The organism is Janthinobacterium sp. KBS0711 (assembly GCF_000988085.1).
Classification (GTDB): domain Bacteria; phylum Pseudomonadota; class Gammaproteobacteria; order Burkholderiales; family Burkholderiaceae_D; genus Janthinobacterium; species Janthinobacterium lividum_E.
In genome coordinates, this window is record NZ_LBCO01000033.1 from 660680 (window position 1) to 681330 (window position 20651).

At 62.1% G+C, this 20651-nt stretch carries 22 protein-coding genes and 1 other RNA gene (1 of these 23 cut by a window edge); 7 read left to right on the plus strand and 16 right to left on the minus strand.

The features are described 5' to 3' along the window. The 3 genes from ssrA to VM94_RS27910 form a co-directional block, all read left to right on the plus strand. Positions 1 to 177: a transfer-messenger RNA gene (gene ssrA, locus VM94_RS29425) on the plus strand; it begins 107 nt to the left of the window's first position. 400 nt (positions 178 to 577) lie between these two features. Continuing rightward, positions 578 to 1740 (plus strand): IS3 family transposase gene (locus VM94_RS21540; protein ID WP_138829046.1). Its coding sequence is split into 2 segments (ribosomal slippage): positions 578 to 833 and positions 833 to 1740, totalling 1164 coding nucleotides; the frame shifts between segments, so codons are not numbered across the junction. Beyond that, the gene (locus tag VM94_RS27910; protein WP_200899249.1) at positions 1737 to 1922 is read left to right on the plus strand and encodes a GNAT family N-acetyltransferase; all 186 of its coding nucleotides are present in this window, start codon (positions 1737 to 1739) and stop codon (positions 1920 to 1922) included. The genes VM94_RS21540 and VM94_RS27910 overlap by 4 nt, the downstream gene beginning before the upstream one ends. A 184-nt stretch (positions 1923 to 2106) precedes the next feature. Here the strand turns inward: VM94_RS27910 and VM94_RS29405 are convergent, their stop codons facing one another. The 3 genes from VM94_RS29405 to VM94_RS21555 form a co-directional block, all read right to left on the minus strand. Then, positions 2107 to 2556, minus strand: a complete 450-nt coding sequence (locus VM94_RS29405; protein WP_046685259.1) for an HD domain-containing protein — start codon at positions 2554 to 2556, stop codon at positions 2107 to 2109. Positions 2557 to 2558: 2 nt separating this feature from the next. Beyond that, positions 2559 to 3398: a hypothetical protein gene (locus VM94_RS21550; protein ID WP_138828899.1), complete on the minus strand. Its 840-nt coding sequence runs from the start codon at positions 3396 to 3398 to the stop codon at positions 2559 to 2561. Between the two features lie 134 nt (positions 3399 to 3532). Beyond that, positions 3533 to 5134: a sensor domain-containing diguanylate cyclase gene (locus tag VM94_RS21555; protein WP_046685261.1), complete on the minus strand. Its 1602-nt coding sequence runs from the start codon at positions 5132 to 5134 to the stop codon at positions 3533 to 3535. Between the two features lie 330 nt (positions 5135 to 5464). Here VM94_RS21555 and VM94_RS21560 point away from each other — a divergent pair, with 330 nt between their 5' ends. Next, positions 5465 to 6619 carry a sensor histidine kinase gene (locus VM94_RS21560; protein ID WP_046685262.1) on the plus strand — a complete coding sequence of 385 codons (1155 nt, stop codon included), beginning with the start codon at positions 5465 to 5467 and terminating at the stop codon, positions 6617 to 6619. A 47-nt stretch (positions 6620 to 6666) separates the two neighbouring features. Here VM94_RS21560 and VM94_RS21565 read toward each other — a convergent pair whose 3' ends face one another. Then, positions 6667 to 6909 (minus strand): hypothetical protein, encoded by a 243-nt coding sequence (locus tag VM94_RS21565; protein ID WP_034759639.1) that lies wholly within the window; start codon positions 6907 to 6909, stop codon positions 6667 to 6669. Positions 6910 to 7157: 248 nt separating this feature from the next. On the opposite strand from VM94_RS21565, the gene VM94_RS21570 reads away from it, so the two are divergent. Together VM94_RS21570 and VM94_RS21575 are read left to right on the plus strand one after the other, a co-directional pair. After that, complete coding sequence (locus VM94_RS21570) at positions 7158 to 7400, plus strand: Imm32 family immunity protein (protein ID WP_046685263.1); 243 nt, start codon at positions 7158 to 7160, stop codon at positions 7398 to 7400. A gap of 63 nt (positions 7401 to 7463) precedes the next feature. Continuing rightward, on the plus strand, positions 7464 to 8408 hold the full coding sequence (locus VM94_RS21575; RefSeq protein ID WP_200899250.1) for an SMP-30/gluconolactonase/LRE family protein: 945 nt from the start codon (positions 7464 to 7466) through the stop codon (positions 8406 to 8408). 88 nt (positions 8409 to 8496) lie between these two features. Here the strand turns inward: VM94_RS21575 and VM94_RS21580 are convergent, their stop codons facing one another. Further along, the gene (locus VM94_RS21580; protein ID WP_046685264.1) at positions 8497 to 9564 is read right to left on the minus strand and encodes an SDR family oxidoreductase; all 1068 of its coding nucleotides are present in this window, start codon (positions 9562 to 9564) and stop codon (positions 8497 to 8499) included. A 98-nt stretch (positions 9565 to 9662) separates the two neighbouring features. On the opposite strand from VM94_RS21580, the gene VM94_RS21585 reads away from it, so the two are divergent. Next, complete coding sequence (locus VM94_RS21585) at positions 9663 to 10562, plus strand: LysR family transcriptional regulator (RefSeq protein WP_046685265.1); 900 nt, start codon at positions 9663 to 9665, stop codon at positions 10560 to 10562. A gap of 4 nt (positions 10563 to 10566) precedes the next feature. Here the strand turns inward: VM94_RS21585 and VM94_RS21590 are convergent, their stop codons facing one another. From VM94_RS21590 to VM94_RS21640, 11 genes are all read right to left on the minus strand, one after another. Beyond that, positions 10567 to 11502, minus strand: coding sequence for an ABC transporter substrate-binding protein (locus tag VM94_RS21590; RefSeq protein ID WP_034760291.1), 936 nt, complete (start codon positions 11500 to 11502; stop codon positions 10567 to 10569). An 80-nt stretch (positions 11503 to 11582) separates the two neighbouring features. Then, complete coding sequence (locus VM94_RS21595; protein ID WP_034759656.1) at positions 11583 to 12557, minus strand: ABC transporter permease; 975 nt, start codon at positions 12555 to 12557, stop codon at positions 11583 to 11585. Positions 12558 to 12577: 20 nt separating this feature from the next. Continuing rightward, positions 12578 to 14089 carry a sugar ABC transporter ATP-binding protein gene (locus tag VM94_RS21600; RefSeq protein WP_235432981.1) on the minus strand — a complete coding sequence of 504 codons (1512 nt, stop codon included), beginning with the start codon at positions 14087 to 14089 and terminating at the stop codon, positions 12578 to 12580. 81 nt (positions 14090 to 14170) lie between these two features. Continuing rightward, the gene (locus VM94_RS21605; RefSeq protein WP_046685267.1) at positions 14171 to 15037 is read right to left on the minus strand and encodes a fumarylacetoacetate hydrolase family protein; all 867 of its coding nucleotides are present in this window, start codon (positions 15035 to 15037) and stop codon (positions 14171 to 14173) included. A 21-nt stretch (positions 15038 to 15058) separates the two neighbouring features. Further along, the gene (locus VM94_RS21610; protein ID WP_046685268.1) at positions 15059 to 15814 is read right to left on the minus strand and encodes an SDR family oxidoreductase; all 756 of its coding nucleotides are present in this window, start codon (positions 15812 to 15814) and stop codon (positions 15059 to 15061) included. A 20-nt stretch (positions 15815 to 15834) separates the two neighbouring features. After that, positions 15835 to 16149 (minus strand): L-rhamnose mutarotase, encoded by a 315-nt coding sequence (locus tag VM94_RS21615; RefSeq protein ID WP_235432982.1) that lies wholly within the window; start codon positions 16147 to 16149, stop codon positions 15835 to 15837. A 115-nt stretch (positions 16150 to 16264) separates the two neighbouring features. Beyond that, complete coding sequence (locus VM94_RS21620) at positions 16265 to 17095, minus strand: amidohydrolase family protein (protein WP_200899251.1); 831 nt, start codon at positions 17093 to 17095, stop codon at positions 16265 to 16267. Beyond that, positions 17092 to 18111: an aldo/keto reductase gene (locus tag VM94_RS21625; RefSeq protein WP_046685270.1), complete on the minus strand. Its 1020-nt coding sequence runs from the start codon at positions 18109 to 18111 to the stop codon at positions 17092 to 17094. The genes VM94_RS21620 and VM94_RS21625 overlap by 4 nt, the downstream gene beginning before the upstream one ends. An 11-nt stretch (positions 18112 to 18122) precedes the next feature. Then, the gene (locus VM94_RS21630; protein WP_046685271.1) at positions 18123 to 19346 is read right to left on the minus strand and encodes a UxaA family hydrolase; all 1224 of its coding nucleotides are present in this window, start codon (positions 19344 to 19346) and stop codon (positions 18123 to 18125) included. After that, complete coding sequence (locus VM94_RS21635; protein WP_046685272.1) at positions 19343 to 19678, minus strand: UxaA family hydrolase; 336 nt, start codon at positions 19676 to 19678, stop codon at positions 19343 to 19345. Before VM94_RS21635 ends, VM94_RS21630 begins: the two co-directional genes overlap by 4 nt. A gap of 25 nt (positions 19679 to 19703) precedes the next feature. Next, positions 19704 to 20621: a GntR family transcriptional regulator gene (locus VM94_RS21640; protein WP_046685273.1), complete on the minus strand. Its 918-nt coding sequence runs from the start codon at positions 20619 to 20621 to the stop codon at positions 19704 to 19706. Positions 20622 to 20651 lie beyond the last annotated feature (30 nt).

Below are 20651 nucleotides of genomic sequence, written 5' to 3' on the forward strand. Positions count from 1 at the left end.
TTTACAGGGACTCGTCGTATGCTGGGTTACTTAGCGTCCGACTAAATAATAGGTAACTCGCTTGCCCATAACGTGCACATCCGTGCTGGCTGAGTTAAATTAAATGATAGTGCTAAGTATGTAGAACTGTCTGTAGAGTGCTTGCGGACGCGGGTTCGATTCCCGCCGTCTCCACCACTGAATTTTTTAGAATCAAGTAGTTAGCAAGAAGAAGGCTGTCATTATTTGGGTTGTTTTTGGGCTGTTTAGCCTGGGAATGACAACAAAATGACAGCCTTTTTTGTTGAAGAAGACCATCGCCTGACTAACGCGTCCAATCATTTATTTATCGCAAAGCAATCTTAGATTTGCTAGAATTTCAACACTAAATCCCCCCTGTTTACAGAGGGAATGTGCTGGTAGTACGCCATAAACGACACATCAATACTTACCAAATGACAACAACGCAAGACCTTCGCATGCTAGCAAAAGTATTCACGCGGCCAGTCTTCGCGAATTTGGCACGAACTGGAGTGTAGTGGTTTAATGTACCCGGACACTGATTTAGGCGAGAATGCTCGCCATGGAGAGGTGTTTGATGAGCAAGCAAAGACGTACGTTTTCCCCTGAGTTCAAACAGCAGGCGGCATGCCTGGTACTGGATCAAGGATATAGCCATACGGAGGCAAGCCGTTCGGTCGGCATCGGCGAATCAGTGCTGCGCCGCTGGGTGCAGCAGCTTCAGTTGGAGCGGCAAGGCATCACGCCACAGAGTAAGGCAATGACGCCTGATCAGCAGCGAATACAGGAACTCGAAGCGCGCATTGAGCGTCTCGAGCGGGAGAAGTCCATTTTAAAAAAGGCTACCGCGCTCTTGATGTCGGAAGGGATAGAACGTACGAGGTAATCGATCAGATTTGTGGTAACGAATCAATCGAGTTGATCTGCGCGGTGTTCGACGTAGCGCGGTCATGCCTGTACGCGCATCGGGAGCGCGCCCGGCACATTGATGTTGAGCGCATGGCATTGCGTAGCCGCGTGCACGAGCTGTTTGTAGAGAGTCGCAGTTCGGCGGGAAGCCGTAGCATCATGGGCATGATGCGTGAGGAAGGCACGGCAATTGGCCGCTTCAAAGTCAGTCGTTTGATGGAAGAGCTGGGGCTGGTCTGCAAACAGCCTGGCAGCCATGCCTATAAGCAGGCTACGGTGGAGCGGGTCGATATTCCGAACCACCTCAATCGTGAATTCACAGTCGAGGCGCCAAATCAGGCCTGGTGCGGAGACATCACCTATGTCTGGGCGCAAGGCCGATGGTATTACTTGGCAGTGGTGTTGGATTTGTTCGCTCGCCGAGCGGTGGGCTGGGCATTCTCGCTACGGCCCGACGCCGACCTTGTTGTGCAAGCGCTGGAAATGGCTTACGAGCAGCGAGGTCGACCGCAGGGCCTGCTGTTTCATTCGGATCAAGGTAGCCAGTACGCCAGTCGAAAATTCCGTCAGCGCTTGTGGCGCTATCGGATACGACAAAGTATGAGCCGTCGGGGAAATTGTTGGGATAACTCCCCGATGGAACGGCTGTTCCGCAGCTTCAAAACTGAATGGCTGCCGTCAACTGGTTACATGACGGCACAGGAAGCACAACGGGACATCAGCCATTACCTGATGCACCGGTATAACAGGATACGGCCACATCAGTTTAATCACGGATTGGCACCGGCCGTCGCCGAAGAAAAACTTAACGTAGTGCCCGGGATGGGTTGACCACTACACTGGCGGTGGAGCGCAGGGAGAGATTGATATGGTTAGATGTGCTCAAAACCAACTTAAATGCTCGCCGCTTCTACGCGAAACAGGGTTTTCAAGAGCGCGGCGAAATCCCCTTCCAAACAGACAAAGTTGCTATTGGAATGGTGGTGATGGTATGCCAGCTTCCAATGGCGTGACGCCTCAGCTCGCGTTCACTGCGTACCGGTATGAGCGTCAACAAACCCGCGCACAGGAAAAAGAGAAGTATCGGCGACCGGGATCAGTTTTGCCATTTGCACAAGACCTCAACCTTGTACCAACATCTTCACAAGTGCGCCGAGGCTAAATTAAACATTCGAACACGATCTCGGCACACAAGAATCATTGCTGCGACATAAGTTGCTGAATCGCCCTCCGATACTTCTCCACCCTCTCCAAATCCTTCTCCGTCGGCCTATCTATCCTCGACAAATCGCTATTCTCAGCCAGATCAGCCAGCTTGACGGCCTTGCCCACCGGGTTCAACGCCGCGCGGGCGATGAACGCCTCATACGACTCGCCTTCGATCTTGCTCACGGCGCGCACGCCGTCGATGACTTCCTGGGAAAATCCTTCGCGCGCCAGGTCGTCGAATGTGACTTTGCCGTCGCTGTCTTCTACCACGTCATGCAGCACGGCGACGATCTGCTGGGCACCGGGGGCGACGCGCAGCATGACGCGCAGGGGGTGCAATATGTATGGCGCGCCGCCCTTGTCCGTCTGGCCGGCATGGGTGGCGGCGGCGATTTCAATCGCGCGCTCGAGGGTGCCTCGTCTTGCGTGTTCACTCATATTCACTCCACTTTGATTAATGCATGCGTTGCGCGCCAGCCGCGGCGCTGCAAATGGCAAACGCTGGTGCACAGCACGGCTGGCAACAGTAAATTGAGGACTGGGACGAGCATCAGCAAGCACAGCAGCAGGCCCAGAGCAAAAATCGCCGGGCGCTGTTCGCGGCGCAACGCCGCTTGCTGTTCCGCGCCGAGCACCTCCTCGGCCGCCGCGCCGTAGACCATCTGGACGTTCCAGGCCAGCAAGTACGAGATCAGCACGCACATGGCCCACACGGGAATCAAGAGGGAAAGCAGCAGCAACAGACGCCGCCGCCAGGCGGGGCGTGCGGAGGATGCATCCAGGCCGGCCGGAGGCTGCCACGCGATATAGCGTCGCGCCGCCACCGCCTTGGCGCGCTCCAGCAAGAGCCAGCGCAGCGGCAGGCGCGCCGTGCCGATGGCGCCGACGATAAAGACCATCACATAGAAAAAAGCAGCCAGCGCCAGCAACGCCAGGGCAATCTGGCCGATCGACAGCATGGCCTTGGCGGCGCTGCCCAGGCCGCCGGCAATATTGCCCATCTGCGACACGGTGGCCGGCCCGTTGGCAAGCGCCCCGACGCCATCCATCACGCCCAGACCCAGCAAGCCGGTGACGGACACCAGCGCCAGCATGGCGCTCAGCTCGACAAAAAAACGGCCAAAGTAGCCATACAGTCCCAGCCACAGGGCCACGACCGCCATGCACCACAGCGCGGAGCGCCACCACAGGCCCGCATGACGCGCATCGCGCAGCCCCAGGCCGACGCATGTGAAGGCTTCCCGCCAGGCCAGCAGCCAGGTTTGCAATGTTTGTGTCACGCTTGAACGTACTCCGCAATGAGAGGGCGGATACGTCGATCCGAATGTTGCCGATTGTACATGGACAGGGCTGGCGCACGCGCCACCGAGGACGCAGCCCAAAGCCGCCCCGGCTCATGCACCGTCAACAACGGCTATCGAAACGCAAAAGCAGTCGCGGCCTGCTCGGCACTTTTGTCAGAAGACTCATAACAGACCTGATTTCTCCCCGATGCCTTGGCCTTGTACAGTGCTCTATCAGCAAGCTCAACCAACTCGACCGGCAGGTTTTCCCGGTGCATCGGCATAAAAGCCGCCACGCCGACGCTGGCCGTCACTACGCCGAGAGGATTGCCACTATGCTCGATTCCCAGCGATTGCACGGCCTGGCGAACGCCTTCCGCCACCGCCAATGCGCCCTGCATATCCGTACCGGGCAATAAAACGACCATTTCCTCGCCGCCGTAGCGCGCCGCAAGGTCGCCCGGCCTGCGCATGCTGTAGCCGACCACTTTGCCGATTTTTCTCAGGCACTCGTCGCCGGCCACATGGCCATAGATATCGTTGTATTGCTTGAAGAAGTCGACGTCGATCAACACCAGCCCAAGCGAGCTGTCCTCACGCTGAGCACGGCTGAACTCGGCAAGCAGCGACTGGTCGAAGTGGCGCCGGTTCGCCAGCCCCGTCAACCCATCCTGATTGGCAAGGCGGGCCAGGGTTTCATTGATCATTTCCAGTTCATTGCGCGCCTCGACCAGTCCCGCCTCGCTCTTGACCCGCAAATCGATCTGCCGCACCACGCGGTATCCGATGAACGCGATCAGCAATACCAGCACGCCCCCCACCGCATTTTGCATCACCGCATCGACACACCACGCAGCGAGCACTTCATCCTGCGACAACGCGGCGGAGACCACCAGCGGGTATTCCTCGACTCTACGATAGCTATTGATACGCGTCACGCCATCGACTCGCGACTTGATCACAGCCGTCCCAACGGGACTTTTGGGCAAATAATCATGAAATAAGGGAAACTGCGAAAGATCGCGTCCCAGCAAACTTTCGTCGAACGGCCGTCTCAATAACAGAATACCGTTTCCATTTGCAATGAAAATGGCGCCTTTTTTTCCTATCGAAAAGCGCTCATAAAACAGCCTGAAATAATTCATGTCGATGGTCGCCAGCGCCACGCCGCCGAAACTGCCGTCAGGCATATTGATACGCCGCGACACCGTGACTATCCAGTGTCCCGTCGATTTGCTGCGCACGGGGGGCCCGACATAGGGGCCTCGATCTGCATGCGTTCGATGGTAGTTGAAGTAATCGCGATCGGAATTATTCAAATTGCTCAACAGCGTTTGCTGCGAGTTCACCAGCCAGCTGCCATCCCTGGCATAGATGAAGATGCCGTGCAACTGGCGCAGCTCGGCGACACGCGTGACCAGCAACTTGTGCATGCGGGCCAGTTCAGGATCGGAAACACCGTCTGTTTGCACCCGCTCCACCAGTCCGACCAGCACCGTATCGGCTTCCTTGATGGTGTCATAGGCATGCTGCGCAACAGATTGCGCCAGGTTGGCGCTTTCGCGCCCCGCTTCATTGAGTTGCACTTCGCGGGCGCGCCAGGTCATCCATAGCTGGATCGCCAGCAGCGACAGGCATACCAGCACGACAAATGAAATGGCCAGCGGCAGCAAGGAAAAGCCACGGAAGCGTGCTCCCAGCAATCGTGGCGGCAAGCTGCGTGACCTGGTCATGGCGGCACTCCCGGATTTATATCCGGCAAAGTGTGCACCAAATAGGCGGCAACATACTCACACATCGTCACAAACACGATATAAAAAAGTCACTACCATGGCATCGATGAATCCGATTCATGCTTGCCATTGTTTGCGATACCGCAACTCCAGCCACCTGCACAGCATGAACGCAAGATTTCTTTCATGGCCAAGGGGCCGTTGGCAAGGACATGTTTGACGCCATGGCGCCGGGTCACACGTAGATAACACCCGGCACAGGGAAGCAATCCCCCATCCCCGCCTCAACAGCGTACACTGGCTCCTCTTCCATCAACGCATTGGTCCTCCGTGAAACTATCGCGCTTTATTACCGGCCATCTGGAGCCGATCCTGGAAGAGTGGGAACTCTTCGCCAGGTCGCTGCCCATTCCGGGAGCCGCCATCTCGAAAGTGGAATTGCGCGATCATGCCAAGCAGATGCTGCAAACCATCGTGCGCGACATGGACGTCATCGAGAACGCGGCGCAGCGAAAAAAGAAATCGACCACGGGCGTATCGGAAATAACGGGCAAGGAAACGGCAGCCGCCACGCATGGCTCGCTGCGCCAGCAGATCGGCTTCACGCTGCCGCAGCTGACGGCGGAATTTCGCGCGATGCGGGCCAGCGTGCTGCGCCTGTGGATGGCACAGGTGCCGGTAACGTCGAAAACGGCAACGGACGACATCTTGCGCTTCAATGAAGCGATAGACCAGGCGCTGCAGGAATCAGCCATACGCTACTCGCAGCAGAGCGACCGCACCCGCAATACCTTTCTCGCCATCCTCAGCCACGATCTGCGCAGTCCGCTGAGCACGATGACGATGGCCGGTGCTCTGCTGAGCAGGCCGAGCGCGACCTCCGCTTCCACGGTGCAGATCGGTGCGCGGGTTGCCCGCAGCGCGGCCACCATGACAACCATGGTGAACGATCTGCTGGAGTTCGCCAGGACGCAGCTGGGGGGACACATGCCCATTTCACCCGCCTTGGGCGACCTGGGGGAAATCTGCAAGACGGCCGTCGAGGATGCATCGGCCGCTCACCCGCAATGCAAGTTTGAACTGAGCACCACGGGCGAAATGATTGGCGACTTCGATGCGGCCCGCCTGTCCCAGCTGTTTTCCAATTTGCTCAACAATGCTGCGCAATACCGCACCGACGACCAGCCGGTGACCATCACGGCTTTCGGCGATGCCGATACGACCGTGGTGCAAGTGAAGAATTTCGGCCGCCAGATCCCGGAAGCGTCGCTGAAAAGCATTTTCGATCCGCTGGTCCAGCTGGCCATTTCCGACGATCACAAGGCGCCCAATGCCACCAGCATCGGCCTGGGTCTGTTTATCGCGCGTGAGATCGCCAGCGCGCACGGCGGCACCATCGGCGCCGAGTCCAGCCTGGAAAGCGGCACGATATTTACCGTGCGCCTGCCCAGGGTATCGCTGAACGACACAGGGAACGGCGGCTAGGGACTATCCCGGCAGATATCTGCATCCCCTGCCGGGACAGGCTCGCCCTACCTGCGGTTGAGCGGCACATATTCCCCCGGCAAGCTGGCCGCTTCCAGCGCATCGGCAAACGCCAATAAAAACTTTGCAGGCCCATGCTCGGAAACGAGCAAGGAGGCGCCCTTGTGGCGCAGCAGTTTCAGCACTTCCTGCTGGTGCGCCTGGTATTCGCTGGAGTGGCCGTAAAACGTTTGATACATCTCCAGCGTTTCCATGGCCTTGGCGGCCAGGATGAATTCGGGTTTGTCCATGATGTCTCCTCGTTGTCATTGCTGCCAAAACCACGAAAAAAACCTGCAAGATGTGCGGCCCATGCCGATCGCACTGCCTTGCGGCAACCACATCCGTATTTCCATCATACGCCTCAACCCGGCCATTGCGCTGTCCTGTCGCGCATCTTTTTCCATTCCGCCCGTCCGGCGTCAATTGCAGCTCGTTCACCTTACAGATACTGCGCGCGCATGGCATCATGTGCGGTGCCCATCGACAACTGACACCCATGACCACACATTTATCGCTGCACTGCTATCTGCAAGACACACCGTCCGAGCAAGCTCTGCCCTGCTCCGACGTGACCATCCACGCCGACCCGGCCACCCTGCGCGCCATCGCCCATTTTCTGCTGGCTAGCGCGGACACCTTCGATCAGGCGCAAGAGCGCGCCGGCATGCACGCCCATCTGCAAGACGAGTGGGACGGCTGGCAGGACGACTTTCCCGACCTCGTCGTCGTGGCGGCCTAGCCAGGCGCCCCGGCTGGCACGCGTCGGGTAACATACGCCACCTTTGCCATACAGAGAACACCGATGCACCAATCCCGATATGCCCTGCCGTCGCTGCGCACGGCCGTAATGGCCGCCGCGCTGGCCAGCCTGTCCGCCTGCGCCAGCCAGCCCGCGCACGAGACGCTGTTCCTCGCCACCACCCTCACGCCCGCGCACTCCTTTACAAAAGGCATCGAAGGCCCGGCCGTGGATGCGGACGGCAATATCTATGCCGTCAACTTTGCGCGCCAGCAAACCATCGGCAAGGTCAGCCCCGGCGGCGCCGGCGAGGTGTACCTGACCCTGCCCGGCACCAGCATCGCCAACGGCATCCGCTTCGGCAGCCGCGGGCAGATGTATTTGGCCGACTACATGGAACACACGATCTACGTGGTCGACCCGGCCACGCGCGCGCTCACCATCCACGCGCGCGAGCCGCGCATGACGCAGCCGAACGACATCGCCATCACGGCCGACGACGTGCTGTATGCGAGCGACCCGAACTGGAAGGAAAACACGGGCCGCGTGTGGCGCATCGCGCAGGACGGCACGGTGACCCTGGCGCTCGACACCATGGGCACGGCCAACGGCATCGAGGTGAACCCCGACGGCAAGATCTTGTATGTGAATGAAAGCGTGCAGCGCAATATCTGGATGTACGACATCGCCGCGGACGGCAGCCTGAGCGGCAAGCGCTTGCTGATCAAGTTCGACGATTTCGGCATGGACGGCATGCGCGTCGATGTCGACGGCAACCTGTACGTGACGCGCTATGGCAAGGGCACGGTGGTGAAATTATCGCCTCAGGGACGCATCCTGCGCGAAATCAGCGTACCCGGCGCCAAGCCCAGCAACATCACCTTCGGCGGCCCCGATGGGCGTACGGCCTACGTGACGGAAGTGGTGCAGGGACGGCTGCTGCAATTTCGCGTCGACCGTCCGGGGCTGGAGTGGCAGCGGGCGCAGGAGAGGCGCAAGCCCGAATAGCATGTCGGCTTACGCACTACCACGATGGCCCGGTAGGTCGGCTTAGCGCGGAGCGCGTAAGCCGACGACATGGTTGGCCGCGACCAGGTCAGCGGGGAATGACGCGCTCCGCCTTCAGCTTGTCGAACAGATTGAAGAAGGCATCCTGCGTATCCTGGTAATCGAGGAAGCCCGCCTTGCGGCTTTTGCCCATGTCCGTCATCACTTCCATCGGCCGCCCAAGATCGGCATCCGTATGCCACCAGGAAGCAAGGCGGCCGACATCAGCCTCCACCAGGCCCTGCTGCTCGGCGATGGCGCGCCACTGTTCGGGGGCGTCCTGCATGCGGTCGGCCAGCGGCGCCATCGCCTCGGGCAGATCGGCCGCCTCGACGCCGAAATAAGCGGCCAGGCGCGGCCACAGCCACTTCCAGCGGAACACGTCGCCATTGACGATATTGAAGTCTTCGTTACGCGCGGCGGGACTGTCGGCCGCCCACGCCAGGTGGCGTGCGATCTGGCCCGCGTCCGTCATGTCGGAGAGGCCATGCCATTGCGCAGGCGAACCGGGAAAGACGAAGGGCTGGCCGCCGGCCTTGCACAGATTCGCATACACGGCCAGGGTCAGGCCCATGTTCATGGCATTGCCCAGCGCGTAGCCGATGATGGTGTGCGGACGGTGCACGCTCCACGTAAAACTATACCGCGCGGCCGCGTCGAACAGCCGGTCTTCCTGCTCATAGTAAAAGTTCTCGACCGTTTGCCGGCCCTGCTCTTCGCGGAACGGCGTGACTGGCACGCTGCCCTTGCCATAGGCGTCGAACGGTCCCAGGTAGTGCTTGAGGCCAGTGACCAGCGCCGCATGGCGCAAGTGGCCGGTGGGCCCCAGCGCGGCCAGCACATTGGCCACCATGGCGCCATTGACGCGGATGTTTTCCTGCTCGTTGGCCTGGCGCGCCCAGGCCGTGAAAAAGACGTGGCTGGCGTCCAGGCCCGCCAGGGCGGCGCTGACCGCCGCGCCATCCGTGGCATCGAGCGGCAGGAATGCGCAACCGGCAGGCACGGGGGTGCGGCCACGCGAGACGCCCGTCACCTGCCAGCCCTGCGCCAGCAAGTGCGTGGCCAGGTTGCTGCCGATAACGCCGCTGGCGCCGATAATCAATGCGTGCTTGTTCATGGATGCTCCAGTGCCTGTGTAAAAAGCCATGATATAGCGGACAGAAATTCTTATCCGCGATAGTATTTCACCTTATTCATGAAAAATATTCTGCAATCATGTCCGAACACTTGAAAGGCATCGCGCCTTTTCTTGCCACCGCCGACGCCGGCAGTTTCACCAAAGCTGCCGCACGGCTGCACCTGAGCAGCTCGGCCGTGAGCAAGAGCGTGGCGCGCCTGGAAGCGCGTCTGGGCGTGATGCTGTTCGAGCGCAGCACGCGGCGTTTGCAGTTGAGCAGCGCGGGGCATGCCTATTACGCCACCTGCAAGCGCGTGCTGCAGGAACTGGTCGAGGCGGAAAACGTGCTGGCCGAGCAGGATGGGGAACTGGCAGGCAAGGTGCGCATCGGCGTGCCCGCCTCGTATGGCCGCATGCGCGTGATGCCGGCGCTGATTGCACTGTGCGAAAAGTATCCGCAGCTGCAGCCGTCGATCAGTTTCAGCGACCGCTTTGCCGACCTGTTCGAAGAGCGCATCGATATCGCCGTGCGCATCGGCGCGCCTGGCAGCTGGCCGCCAACGCTGGGACAAATGCCCTTGGGCGAAGAACGCCTGATCTTTTGCGCGGCGCCCGCCTATCTGGCGCGGCGCGGCACGCCCGTCGCCATCGCGGACCTCGATGGCCACGACTGCATCGGCTATGGCCGCGGCGACGGCACGGCGGCGCCGTGGCTGTTTGCCGACGAGGACGGAGTGCAACGGAGGGCCGTCCATCCGCGCCTCACCGTGGGGGACGCCGAAGCGCAGACGGCCGCCGTGCTGGCCGGCCTGGGCATCGCGCAGCAGGCGACCTGGCTCGTGCACGAGCACCTGGCCAGCGGCGCCATCGTCGAAGTACTGCCGGCCTGCGCCACGCCAGGCTTGCCGCTCTCGCTGGCCTGGCCGCTGGCACGCCAGCTGAGTGCCAAGACGGGCACGCTGCTCAAGGAATTGAAGCAGCGCCTGACGATCAGCTGATCACTCAATACAAAACGTTCTTCGCTTCCGGCAGGTCGACATTGGCCTTGGTGACGATCACCACGCCCGTGTTGACGAACGGTGCGACCTTCTTGCCTTCGATCAGGCTGACGAGGGTTTTCACGCCCAGCGCGCCCATCGAGTACGAACCCTGCACGGCGGTCGCATACAGGGTGCCGTCCTTGACGAAGTTTTTCAGGTCTTCATTGCCGTCGAAGCCCACGGCGATCACCTTGCCGGCCTTGCCCGCCTGCGCGATGGCGCGGCCCATACCCACGGCCGTCGGTTCATTGGCGCCGAAGATGCCCTTCAAGTCCGGATTCGAGGCCAGCACGTCGGTCGTCTGGTTCAGCGCCGTGGCCATCTGCGACTGCGAGTAATACGTGCCGACGATCTGCAGCTGCGAGTTCTTTTCGATATAGCGCTTGAAGCCGCCCACCCTGCCCGTCTCGGAACCGGCGCCCGCCACGTACGACATCACGGCGATCTTGCCCGTCTTGCCAACTTGCGAGATAAGGGCCTTGGCGCTTTGCTCGCCGGCCGCTTCATTGTCGGTCGACAGGAAGGACTGGTAATAGCGCTTGCCGCTGTCGGCCACCAGCGAATCGATCAGCACGACGGGAATCTTCGCTTCCCACGCCTTCTTCAGGGCCGGCACCAGCGCGTCCGGGTCCGACGCGGCCAGCACGATGCCGGCCACCTTGCGCGTGACGGCGTTTTCCACCATGCTGACCTGGTCGGCAATCGCCGATTCCGAAGCCGGTCCCTGGAAGGTCAGGCTGTAGCCCTTGGCATCGGCGGCGCTGGCCGTGGCGCCCTTTTTCACGTTTTGCCAGTAGTTGGAATTGGTCGTCTTGACGATCACGGCGATTTCGCCCGGGGCGGCGAAGGCGGCGCTGGAGCTCAGGGCAAATGCTGCGGTCAACAGACCCAGCGACATGGCTTTGATGGTTTTCATTGTCGTCCTCATTTAATAATTATAGATTTGGTGGATTGACTTCATGCGTGCTGCTTGCTGCTTCAGGCGCGGTTGCGCTTCTGATCGATCCAGACGGTCAGCAAGATGACCAGTCCGATAATGATTTGCTGGATAAAGCTCGATACCCCGTTCATGTTCAAGCCGTTGCGCAGGATGCCGATGACGAAGGACCCGATGACGGTGCCGGAAATGGTGCCGATGCCGCCGATCAGCGAAGCGCCGCCGATCACGGCGCTGGCGATCGCATCGAGTTCATACATCACGCCCTCGTTCGGCTGCGCCGTCACCAGACGCGACATCAGCACGCAGCCCGTCAGGCCCGACAAGGCGCCGGACAGGGTATACACGAGCAGGGTCACGCGACCCACCTTCACGCCCGACAGGCGCGCCGCTTCCGCATTCGACCCGACGGCATAGATATGCCGGCCAAAGGTGGTACGGCTGAGCATGATGGACACGGCCACGGCGATCACCACCATCAGCACCACCGGATACGGAATGCCGGGAAAGACGACCTCGGGAAAAGTGCCGCCCGTGTCGCGCTCGATGCGCCACAACACGCCGTTACCGAGTTCGCCGAACGACTCGCCCAGGCCGGAAATGGCGCGCGCCCCCGTCACCTGCAGCGCCAGGCCGCGCGCGATCAGCATCATGCCCAGGGTGGCGATGAAGGGCGGCAGCTTCAGTTGCGTGATGCAGAAACCGTTGACGGCGCCGCACATGGCGCCCACCACGACGCCGCCCAGCATGGCGACGGGCACGGGCACGCCGCTCTTGACCAGCAGCGCGGCGGCCACGCCGGCCAGCGCCAGCACGGAGCCGGAACTCAAGTCGATGCCGCCCGTGATGATGACGCAGGTGGCGGCAATGCCCAGGTAAGCGATCGACGTCACTTGCAAGGCCACGCTCATGCCGTTGCTGACGGAGAAAAAGGCGTTGCTGGTGAGGGAAAACACCAACAACAGCAAGGACAGGCTGCCCAGCGCGGCGAATTTTTGGATCAGTTCTTTATTCATTTTCTTGTGGCTTTCTGATGTTAATGCATTGCTGCCTGGCGGCCCGATGCGAGCTGCATGATCTCTTCCTGCGACGACTCGCGCGTATTGACGATGCCGCTGATGCGCCCTTCATGGAACACGGCCACCCGGTCCGTCATGCCCATGATCTCGGGCAGCTCGGACGTGATCAGCACCACGCCGATGCCTTCCGACGCGAGCTTGTCGAGCAGCTGGTAGATGGCGAACTTGGCGCCCACGTCGATGCCGCGCGTGGGTTCGTCGAAGAAGATGATTTTCGATTCGCGGTACAGCCATTTGCTGATGACAATCTTTTGCTGGTTGCCGCCCGAGAGGTTGCGCGCGATCTGTTTCGAGGTTGGCGTCTTGATGCCCAGCGCCGCAATGTACTGCTGCGCCACCGCCTCTTCCCTGGCGAAATCGATGAAGCCGAAGCGGTTCGCCAGCCCCGATACATTCGTCAAGGTCAGGTTGGCCGCCACCGACATGCGGATCGCCAGGCCGTGGCTCTTGCGGTCTTCCGACAGGTAGGCGATGCCGTGGCCGATGGCGTCGATGGGGCTGTCGATCGTCACCGCCACGTCGCCCAGGTGGATGGCGCCGCTGGTGAGAGGATCGGCGCCAAAGATGGCGCGCGCCACTTCCGTGCGCCCCGCCCCCATCAGGCCGGAAAAGCCGAGGATCTCGCCGCGCCGCAAATCAAAACTCAGCGGGCCGAAGACATCCTTGCGGTGCAAATCGGTCACGCGCAGCAGTACGTCAGCCGTCGGCGCCGAGACGCGGTCGGGAAATTTTTCATCGAGGGTGCGGCCCACCATCTTGGCCACGATGGCGTCCAGGCTGGTGGCGGCAAAATCGTCGGTGCAGACGAATTTACCGTCGCGCAGCACCGTCACCCTGTCGATGATGTGCTGCATCTCTTCCAGGCGGTGCGAGATGTAGACCACGCTCACGCCATTGCGCTTGAGTTCATTGATGATGTCGAACAGCTGGCCCGTCTCGCTCTCCGTCAGCGACGACGTGGGCTCGTCCATGATCAGCACTTCCGTATTGAGCGACAGCGCCTTGGCGATTTCCACCATCTGCTGCTGCGCGCAGGACAGGTTTTTCACCAGCTGGCGCGGGTCGATGCGCAGCTTCAACCGGTCCAGCAACGCCTGCGCGTCGGCGCGCATTTTCTTGCGGTCGATGAAAATGCCGCGCACCGGTTCGCGCGCCAGGAAAATATTCTCGGCCACGCTCAGGTGCGGGATCAGGTTCAGTTCCTGGTGGATGATGGCGATGCCGGCCGCCTCCGCATCCACGCTGCAGGAAAAACTGCACACCTTGCCCTTGTAGACGAGTTCTCCCTCGTCGGCCTGGTACACGCCGCTCATCACCTTCATCAGGGTGGACTTGCCGGCGCCGTTTTCGCCGCACAGCGCATGGGCTTCGCCCTTGCGCAGGCTGAAACTGACGTTGTCCAGCGCCAGCACGCCGGGAAAGCGCTTGCTGACCTTGTTCAGGGCCAGTATCTCTTCGGATTGATTCATGGTGTGTCTCCTCCACTCCACTGCCATAGGCCGGCGCGCCGATGTCTGAGCACCTTGGCGGCACGCCGGTCTGCTACTCGTTTAACCGTCGATCAGTTCCGGATTCCACCCATGCACGGTCTGCTTCTGTTCACCAAGTCCGCTGATCCCCAGGCGCATGGTGTCGCCCGGCTTCAGGTACACGGCCGCCGGTTTCTGTCCCATGCCCACGCCTGGTGGCGTGCCGGTGCTGATGATGTCGCCCGGGTACAAGGTCATGAAGCGGCTGATGTAGCTGACCAGATTGGCCACGCCGAAGACCATGGTTCTGGTATTGCCATCCTGGACGCGCTTGCCGTTCACTTCCAGCCACAGGCCCAGGTTTTGCGGGTCCGCCACTTCGTCGCGTGTGACCAGCCAGGGGCCGATCGGGCCGAAGGTGTCGCAGCCCTTGCCCTTGTCCCACTGGCCGCCGCGTTCGAGCTGGTACTCGCGTTCGGACAAATCGTTCACCACGCAGTAGCCGGCCACGTGCGACAGCGCATCGGCTTCGCTCACATAGCGCGCGGTGGTGCCGATCACCACGCCCAGCTCCACTTCCCAGTCGCTTTTCTTCGAATCCTGCGGCATCACCACGGCGTCGTTGGCGCCGATGATGGCGCTGGTGGCCTTCATGAACAGCACCGGTTCAGCCGGCACGGCCATGCCCGATTCGGCCGCATGGTCGGCATAGTTCAAGCCCACGCACAAAAACTTGCCCACGCCCTTCCACGGCGGCGCGATGCGGCCAGGATTCGCCACCACCGGCAGGCTGGAGATATCGAGGGCGGCCAGGGTCGCCAGGCCATCCTTGCCCAAGGTCGCGCCGGTAATGTCAAGCAGCACACCGGACAGGTCGCGCACGGCGCCGTCGGCATCGATCAGTGCAGGTTTTTCAGCGCCCTTGGCGCCATAACGCATCAGTTTCATGTGTGTCTCTCGTCGTTGTAATTAGTTTGACCAGCCACCGTCGATCACATGGACCATGCCGGTGGTAAAAGCGGATTCATCGGAAGCCAGGTAGACGGCCAGCGCGGCGATTTCCTCTGCCCTGCCCACTCTGCCCATCGGCTGGCGGGCGACAAACGCGGCCTGCACTTCATCGATGCTCACGCCCGTCGCTGCCGCCTGCGCGGCAATGCGTTCCTTCAGCGAGGGCGACTCGATGGTGCCGGGGCAGATCGCATTGCAGCGGATGCCGCGCGTGACAAAGTCCGCCGCCACCGACTTGGTCATGCCCACCACGGCCGCCTTCGAGGTGCCATAGATAAAGCGGTTCGGCGCGCCCTTCACGCTCGACGCCACGGACGACATATTGACGATGGAGCCGGCGCCCCTGGCCAGCATGCCGGGCAGCACGGCGCGCATCAACCGGTACATGGAGCGCGCGTTGATGTCGAAGGAACGGTCCCAGGCCGCATCGTCGCAGTCGAGGATGGTGCCGCCGTCGACGAAGCCGGCGCAGTTGAACAGGATATCGACGGGGCCGATCTCGTCGGCCAGCGCGGTGATGGCCGCGCCATCGGTCACGTCGAGCCGGCGGATGGCGCAACCCGTTGCTTCCTTCAGCGCGTCGAGCTGGGCCTGGTTGATATCGGTGGCGATCACGGTAGCGCCTTCGCGCACGAACGCTTCGGCCGTGGCGCGGCCGATGCCCTGGCCGGCGGCGGTGAGCAGGGCGATTTTGCCTTGTAGTCTGGCGGTCATGTTGTCTCCTTTTTTTAGGCCTAAACCATATGAAATACGTGTTCCATCATCGCCCAGTGCTCGCCCTCGGCACGCGAAGCCAGCGGCTCCTGGCACGGTGCGCAAAAGGTCCACCAGCGCTGCGTTTCCGGGTCGGCGGCAATGGCCGCCATGTCGGCCTCAAAATCCTCGCCGTGGTATTCCCAATAACCGAACAACAGGTTTTCCGGCTCGCGCAGGAAGATCGAATAATTGCCAACATGCGCGGCAGCCAGTCTGGCCAGCACCTGCGGCCAGACTGCGGCGTGCAGGGTTTTGTATTCAGCGATGCGCTCCGGCGCGATGCCGATGACCATGCCCATTCTTTGCATTGCGACTCCTTTTTGCTGGCTTACGCCAACCTACCAATACCGTTGACGATGACCGTAGGTCGGCTTAGCCGGAACGGCGTAAGCCGACACGCCCACCACCTCATTCAAAACCATAAAACCGGCACGCATTGCGTCCGAAAATATCGTCCCTGTCCTCTTGCCCCAGATGCGCCAGCAGCGCCTCGCTGGCGGCCAGCCATGCCGGATAGCCGCCGGCCAGGTCGACCACGGGCCAGTCGCTGCCCCAGATCACGCGCCGGGGACCGAACACGTCCAGCACATGTGCGGCATAGGGGCGCAGGTCGTCCACGTTCCAGCCGGGCCGCGCTTCCGTCACCAGCCCGGACAGCTTGCAGTGCACGTTCGGCAGCGCGGCCAGTTGCGCCGTGTCTGCACGCCAGGTGCCGAACGCGGCATCGGCGATCGGCGGCTTGGCCGCATGGTCGATCACGATGGCCAGTTGCGGATAAGCGCGCGCGCAATGCAGCAGCGCGGGCAAGTGGCGCGGCAGCACCAGCGCGTCCAGCCGCAAACCGTGTTCCACCATGGCGGCCAAGGCCGGCGCCAGCGCGGGATTGGCGATCCATTGATCATCTTCGATATCCTGCAGCATGGGCCGCAAGCCTTTGAGCTTGCCGTGCGACGCCAGACGGGCGATAGTGGCCGGCGCGTCAGGCGCCAGCAGATCGGTCCAGCCCACGACGGCCCGAATAAAGCTGTTCTGTTCCGCCAGCGCCAGCAGGTAGTCGGTATCGGCAGCCGACGGCAGCGACTGCACCAGCACCGTGCCGGCGATGCCGTGCGCCGCCAGCAGCGGCGCCAGGTCGGCCGGTGCAAAATCGCGGTGGATGGCGCCCAAGGATAGCGGCGGCCAGCTGCCGGCACGCGCGGCCAGCTGCCAGAAGTGCTGGTGGGCGTCGATGCGCATCATGCGGCCACTCCCGCAGGCAGCGGCGCGCGCGCATCGAGCAAGTCCGCGTCCCGCAGCGCCAGCCACAGGGCGTCGGGCAGCGGCGTGGCGAACCAGTCCAGGTTTTGCCGCAGCTGCGCCAGGTCCTGGCCGCCCGGGATGCAGGAAGCGACGGCCGGATGGGCAAGCGGGAACTGCAGTGCGGCAGCCTGCAGCGGCACGCCGAATTCACGGCAGACGGCGTCCAGGCGCGCCACGCGCTGGAGTATGGCGGCCGGCGCATCGGCGTAGTTGAACTTGCCGTTCCCGGCCAGCACGCCCGAGTTGAACGGGCCGCCGATCACGATGGCGTTGCCGCGTTCCACGCAGGCGTCCAGCAACGGCGACAGCGAGGCCTGTTCCAACAAGGTGTAGCGGCCGGCCAGCAAGGTGCAATCGAGGTCGAATTCCGCCATTGCGCGCAGCACGATTTCGCATTCGTTCACGCCCAGGCCCACGGCCTTCACCTGGCCGGTGGCGCGCAATTGGTCCAGCGCGCGAAAACCGCCACCGTGCGTCAGCTGGCGCCAGTATTGCTGATCGTGTTCGCCATGCGTGGCCTTGCCGATATCGTGCACGAACAGGATATCGATGCGCTCGAGCCCCAAGCGCTGCAGGCTGTCGTCGTGCGAACGCAGCACGCCGTCATACGTGTAGTCGTAATGGGGGCGGAACGGCAACGGCGCGGCAAAGCCGTCGTCGCCGGGGCGCACGGAAGCGTCGGGCCGCATCAGCCGTCCCACCTTGGTGCTAATCACAAATTCATGGCGGGGCCGCTCGCGCAGCGCCGCGCCGAGGCGGCGTTCGGACTGGGTATAGCCATAGAACGGCGCCGTGTCGAAGAAGCGCACGCCGGCATCCCAGGCGCCATCCAAGGTGGCGCGCGCCTGCGCGTCGCTGACGGGCTGGTACAAGCCGCCTATCGGGGCGCAGCCCATGCCGATGCAGGGCAGCGACAGGCCCCCGCGCGGCAAGGTATGCAATTGTGTGACATCCATGAATCAGGCCCTCAAGCGGCGCGCAATGGGAAGCAGCCTGGCCCCACCGCGTCGAATTGTTTATAGGTCAGCACGAATTCCTGGTGGCCCAGGTCTTCCGAGCGGCTCAGTTCCCCGTTGGCCACGTTCAGCACGGCGGCGACGATCTCCGCGCCCACTTCTTCCAGGGTGGCTTCGCCCGTGAGGATCTTGCCCGCATTGATATCCATGTCGTCGGCCAGGCGTTCGAAGGTTTGCGGATTGGCGCACACCTTGATGACGGGCGAGATCGCCGAGCCGACCACGGAACCGCGTCCGGTCGTGAACAAGGTGATGTGGGCGCCGCAGGAAATCAGTTCGACGATCTCCGCGTTGTCGGACACGTTCGGGAAGCCGAAGCGCGGCTCTCCGTCCGGCACCACGTCGAGCAGGTACAGGCCGCCGCCGGCCGGCTGGTCGCCCGGTTTCAAAATGCCGACGATGGGCGAGGATCCGCTCTTGGCGTAGGCGCCCAGCGACTTTTCTTCCTGCGTGGTGAGGCCGCCATCGGCGTTCCCCGGCGAGAAGCTGCCATGGCCCATGATGGTGTAGTAGCGGGCTGCCTTGGCTACGGTTTCCACGATGGCGTTGCCCAGCTCCGGACTGACGGCGCGCCGCTGCATGTGGTATTCGCAGCCCACCAGTTCGCCCGTCTCTTCGAAGATGCAGGGGCTGCCGGCCGCGATCAGGGTGTCGAACGCGACGCCGACGGCCGGGTTGGCGCTGATGCCGCTGGTGCTGTCGGAGCCGCCGCAGATGGTGGCGACGACCAGTTCATCGATCCCCATCGGCACGCGCTCCTGCCGCGCCAAAAGCTCGAGTGCCCAGCTGATCCACTCGACGCCGCTGCTCACGCTGGGGCGCGTGCCGCTGTTTTCCTGGATCGTGATCGTGTGCACGGGACGGTCGCTGTCGGTCACGGCGCTGGAGAGGCCATATTTGTTGAATCCTTCGCAGCCCAGGGACACCAGCAGCACGGCGCCCACGTTCGGGTGCGTCAGCAGACGGCGCATCACCTGGTCCGCGTATTCGTTGGGGAAGCAGCCCGTAAAGCCGATCAGGTGCACGGGCTGGCCGGGAAAGGCGTTGACCATCAGGCGCGCCACATGGTGCGCGCATTCGACCATATAGGCCACCACCACGATATTGCGGATGCCCTTGCGGCCATCGGCGCGCAGATAGCCCGACAGGGCCGGTGTCGTTACGGGAGCGTTCATGCTTGGTCGTCCTTGTCCAGGAAATGGTGGCCGTCCTGGCCCAGGGTAAACGTGGGGATGTAATCGCTTGCCAGATTGTGCGTGTGGATATGCTCGCCGATGGCGACGGGGGCCGTGATGCTGCCGATTAGGGCGCCGTAGCGCAGCACCTTGTCGCCCACGGCCAGCGCGCGGCGCGCCACCTTGTGGCCGATGTGGATATTTTGCGCCAGGGTGACGGGCACGCCGTCGATGGCGACGACGTCGCCGCTGGCCAAGGCTGTCCTGGCGATCAGGCAGTTATCCTCGGGCGACATCAACAGCAGGCTGGCAGGTTGGGAAGCGAGGCTCATGGCGCACCCTCCCCGGCAAAGACGGTTAAATACCCGGCTGGCTCAGTTTTTCCCGCGTGCCGATCGAGGACAGCATGGTGCTGCGCGAGGAATCGAGGTGGGAGCGCATGGCCTCGAGCGCCTTCGGTATGTCGTGCTCGGCCAGCGCGCGTAGGATGGCCAGGTGCTCCTGCACCGCGTACTGGTTGCGGCCCTTTTCCTCGCCCTTGTCCCACTGGTAGTGATAGTGAAACACGAACGAGACGATATCGTAGAAGCCCTGCGCGAAGCGGTTGTTCAAGAGGCCGATCAGGAAGGTGTGGAACTCGCGGTCCAGCGCCGGAAACGCATTGTGGCGCGTGTCTATCCTGGCCGCCAGCTTCTCGTGCTGCTTGATCAGCCGCGCCAGTTCCGCATACGCCGGATCGCCATGCGGCAAGTGCGCAAACTGCTCCACGGCCGCCATCTCGAACATGCGCCGCATGTCCGCCAGTTCGGTGGCGAACGAGCGGTCGAACGCGCACAGGCGCCAGCCGCCGCGCGGCTTCTTTTCGATCAGGCCGAAGCGCGAAAAGCCGATCAAGAATTCGCGCACGCTGACGGTACTGGCGCCCGCCTCGCGCGCCAGCTCCGCTTCCGAAAATTCCGCGCCGGGCGGCATGTCGCGCTGGTACACGCGTTCCATCAGCACTTGCTGGATGCGCTCCGCCCCCGACTGCAATTCGGAGATATCGAAGTAGTCGCCTGGTATGGGTTTGCGCAGCAGGCGCCGGTCCGCCGGACTGGCGATCAGGCGCCGCGTCGACAGATACGCGATCGCGCTGCGAATCGCCGTGCGGCTGCCCTGGCAGATGGTGGTCAGGAACTGCTCCGTCGGCAGCATCTCGCCCACTGCGACATTCTCGGCGAGAAATTGCAACAGCAGATTGGTACTGCGCTTGAAGACGGTGGCGGGTTTGGACATGGATGAATGAACGCGCTATGCCAGCGAAAG

What these genes read in the sequence shown, in the direction of transcription:
- VM94_RS29405 (WP_046685259.1), bottom strand. Translation starts at nt 2,556, where the DNA reads ATGAGTGAACACGCAAGACGAGGCACCCTCGAGCGCGCGATTGAAATC.
- VM94_RS21555 (WP_046685261.1), bottom strand. Translation starts at nt 5,134, where the DNA reads ATGACCAGGTCACGCAGCTTGCCGCCACGATTGCTGGGAGCACGCTTC.
- VM94_RS21565 (WP_034759639.1), bottom strand. Translation starts at nt 6,909, where the DNA reads ATGGACAAACCCGAATTCATCCTGGCCGCCAAGGCCATGGAAACGCTG.
- VM94_RS21570 (WP_046685263.1), top strand. Translation starts at nt 7,158, where the DNA reads ATGACCACACATTTATCGCTGCACTGCTATCTGCAAGACACACCGTCC.
- VM94_RS21575 (WP_200899250.1), top strand. Translation starts at nt 7,464, where the DNA reads ATGCACCAATCCCGATATGCCCTGCCGTCGCTGCGCACGGCCGTAATG.
- VM94_RS21580 (WP_046685264.1), bottom strand. Translation starts at nt 9,564, where the DNA reads ATGAACAAGCACGCATTGATTATCGGCGCCAGCGGCGTTATCGGCAGC.
- VM94_RS21585 (WP_046685265.1), top strand. Translation starts at nt 9,663, where the DNA reads ATGTCCGAACACTTGAAAGGCATCGCGCCTTTTCTTGCCACCGCCGAC.
- VM94_RS21590 (WP_034760291.1), bottom strand. Translation starts at nt 11,502, where the DNA reads ATGTCGCTGGGTCTGTTGACCGCAGCATTTGCCCTGAGCTCCAGCGCC.
- VM94_RS21595 (WP_034759656.1), bottom strand. Translation starts at nt 12,557, where the DNA reads ATGAATAAAGAACTGATCCAAAAATTCGCCGCGCTGGGCAGCCTGTCC.
- VM94_RS21600 (WP_235432981.1), bottom strand. Translation starts at nt 14,089, where the DNA reads ATGAATCAATCCGAAGAGATACTGGCCCTGAACAAGGTCAGCAAGCGC.
- VM94_RS21605 (WP_046685267.1), bottom strand. Translation starts at nt 15,037, where the DNA reads ATGAAACTGATGCGTTATGGCGCCAAGGGCGCTGAAAAACCTGCACTG.
- VM94_RS21610 (WP_046685268.1), bottom strand. Translation starts at nt 15,814, where the DNA reads ATGACCGCCAGACTACAAGGCAAAATCGCCCTGCTCACCGCCGCCGGC.
- VM94_RS21615 (WP_235432982.1), bottom strand. Translation starts at nt 16,149, where the DNA reads ATGGTCATCGGCATCGCGCCGGAGCGCATCGCTGAATACAAAACCCTG.
- VM94_RS21620 (WP_200899251.1), bottom strand. Translation starts at nt 17,095, where the DNA reads ATGATGCGCATCGACGCCCACCAGCACTTCTGGCAGCTGGCCGCGCGT.
- VM94_RS21625 (WP_046685270.1), bottom strand. Translation starts at nt 18,111, where the DNA reads ATGGATGTCACACAATTGCATACCTTGCCGCGCGGGGGCCTGTCGCTG.
- VM94_RS21630 (WP_046685271.1), bottom strand. Translation starts at nt 19,346, where the DNA reads ATGAACGCTCCCGTAACGACACCGGCCCTGTCGGGCTATCTGCGCGCC.
- VM94_RS21635 (WP_046685272.1), bottom strand. Translation starts at nt 19,678, where the DNA reads ATGAGCCTCGCTTCCCAACCTGCCAGCCTGCTGTTGATGTCGCCCGAG.
- VM94_RS21640 (WP_046685273.1), bottom strand. Translation starts at nt 20,621, where the DNA reads ATGTCCAAACCCGCCACCGTCTTCAAGCGCAGTACCAATCTGCTGTTG.